The 2,264-nt window shown below is 64.5% G+C and carries 1 protein-coding gene and 1 pseudogene; one reads left to right on the top strand and one right to left on the bottom strand.

Translation table 11 applies throughout. The features are described 5' to 3' along the window. A pseudogene (locus AC1DY2_RS18835) lies at positions 1–249 on the bottom strand (DNA-binding protein); the annotation flags it as partial. Positions 250–386: 137 nt separating this feature from the next. Between AC1DY2_RS18835 and tyrS the strand changes: the two are divergent. Further along, a complete protein-coding gene (tyrS, locus tag AC1DY2_RS18830) occupies positions 387–1,688 on the top strand; it encodes a tyrosine--tRNA ligase (protein WP_476763801.1) in 1,302 nt (433 codons plus the stop codon). Positions 1,689–2,264 lie beyond the last annotated feature (576 nt).

Raw genomic sequence — 2,264 nt, 5'->3', positions numbered from 1 at the left:
ATCCGGAAGCGGCAGCCGGATGTCACCGACGCCGATGCCGACGCTCCACCTCCCGGTGCGGGTCACGTCGAGCACGATCGCGAGCGCGGTTGACGCCGATCGGGTGACGAGCTGGATCTCGTCGCCTGCCGTCTGGTCGGGCGGGAACACCAGTTCGTCGCCGTGCCGTTGTGCGAGCTCCTCGACGAGCCCGCCGGCACGGTCGCGCTCGCGGCGACTCGCGACCTGGTCGACAGTGATGACGAACATGGATGCACCTCCTCACGCTGAGCCGGATCAAGCCTGAAGGCTGAAGTCTTAGAGATCAATGCTACAGATTTGAGTCGCTTCGATCAAGTCTGGGGCATGAAGTCGTTGCTGCGCGCCGCGCTGGTAGCCTTGCTGGCGTGTCAGACCCCGTGATCCTCGCAACCCAGCAGAACGACGACTCCTTCGAGGATGTCTGGGAGGAGCTCGTCTGGCGCGGGCTCGTCCACGTGTCCACCGACCGGGCCGCGCTGAAGGAGCTGCTCGCAGGCGAGCCCATCACCTACTACTGCGGATTCGACCCGACCGCCCCGAGCCTCCACCTCGGCAATCTCGTGCAACTGCTGACGATGCGGCGTCTGCAACTGGCCGGACACAGGCCACTCGGGCTCGTCGGGGGCTCGACCGGCCTGATCGGCGATCCCCGCCCCACCGCCGAGCGCACCCTCAACACCAAGGAGACCGTGGCCGAGTGGGTCGGCAACCTGCGCGCGCAGGTGAGCCGCTTCCTCTCCGCCGAGGGCCCGAGCGCCGTGCGCCTCGTGAACAACCTCGACTGGACCGAGGGCCTCAGCGCCATCGACTTCCTCCGCGACATCGGCAAGCACTACCGCGTGGGCACGATGCTCAAGAAGGACGCGGTTGCGTCGCGCCTCAACTCCGACGCGGGCATCAGCTACACCGAGTTCAGCTACCAGATCCTGCAGGGCTTCGACTACCTCGAGCTGTACCGGCAGTACGACTGCGTCCTGCAGACGGGCGGCAGCGACCAGTGGGGCAACCTCACGAGCGGCACCGACCTCATCCATCGGGTGGAGGGTCGCAGCGTGCACGCCATCGGCACGCCGCTCATCACGAACTCGGACGGGACCAAGTTCGGCAAGAGCGAGGGCAACGCCATCTGGCTGGATGCCGCGATGTGCAGCCCCTACCGCTTCTACCAGTTCTGGCTCAACACCGACGATGCCGACGTCATCGGCCGGCTGAAGGTGTTCACGTTCCTCAGCAGGGCACGGATCGAGGAGCTGGCGGACCTCGTGGAGCGCGAGCCGTTCCGACGCGAGGCCCAGCGCGTGCTCGCGACCGAGGTGACGACGCTCGTGCATGGGGCGGATGCCACGGCCGCCGTCGTCGCCGCGTCCCAGGCGCTGTTCGGACAGGGCGACCTCGGGGCGCTCGATGCAGAGACGCTCGAGTCGGCGCTCCGCGAGCTCCCGAACACGACCACGTCACCGGATGCCTCGATCGCGCAGCTCCTCGCGGACACCGGGCTCGTGACGAGCCAGAGCGAGGGCCGGCGCGCCATCACGCAGGGCGGCGTCTCGCTCGACAACATACGGGTCGACGACGAGACGGCGACCCTCGAGGGTCGGGTGCCGCGTGGGGGCATGGCCGTGCTCCGTCGCGGCAAGAAGACGCTGGCCGGCATCTTCGTCGAGTAGGTTCAGATCTCCGATCCGAGGGCTTCGGTCGTCCGCTCCAGCGGGCCTCCGGAGCCCTTCGTCGTGCCGGTCGTTTCACCGTGTTTCCGCGCGACACGCCCGGGATGCAGCGCTGAGTTGCACGACCCCCGGGATCCACGTAATGTAATCACTCGTTGCCCCAAAGGTGCGAAAGAGCGGAAGAGCTCATCGGCCTCAAGCGGAACGATTCCAAGCCACGAAGAAGCAATTCTTCGACTCGCTTGAAGCATTCGGATGCGTCCCTCGGGATGACCGGATGGAAACAACGAAACAAGCCTCGGATGAGGCGCCCGATGGGTGCCGAACCGGGTGCGTCCGTTTCTTGAGAACTCAACAGCGTGCACTATGTTCAATGCCAATTTATTGAACCCCAGCCTGTCCCTTTTTGGGGTGGGTATGGATTCCTTTGATTGATGGACAATTTGATTTTTATAGTCAGTTGTTTCTCTGTCAGTGATTGAAGCTCTCAATGCCTCTTCGGGGGTGTTGGAACCAGTTTTTTTGGAGAGTTTGATCCTGGCTCAGGACGAACGCTGGCGGCGTGCTTAACACATG

It is taken from the genome of Agromyces sp. P1_H4 (assembly GCF_056405255.1).
The sequence above is the reverse complement of the archived record's forward strand: the minus strand, read 5'-3'. Positions and strand labels throughout refer to the sequence as shown.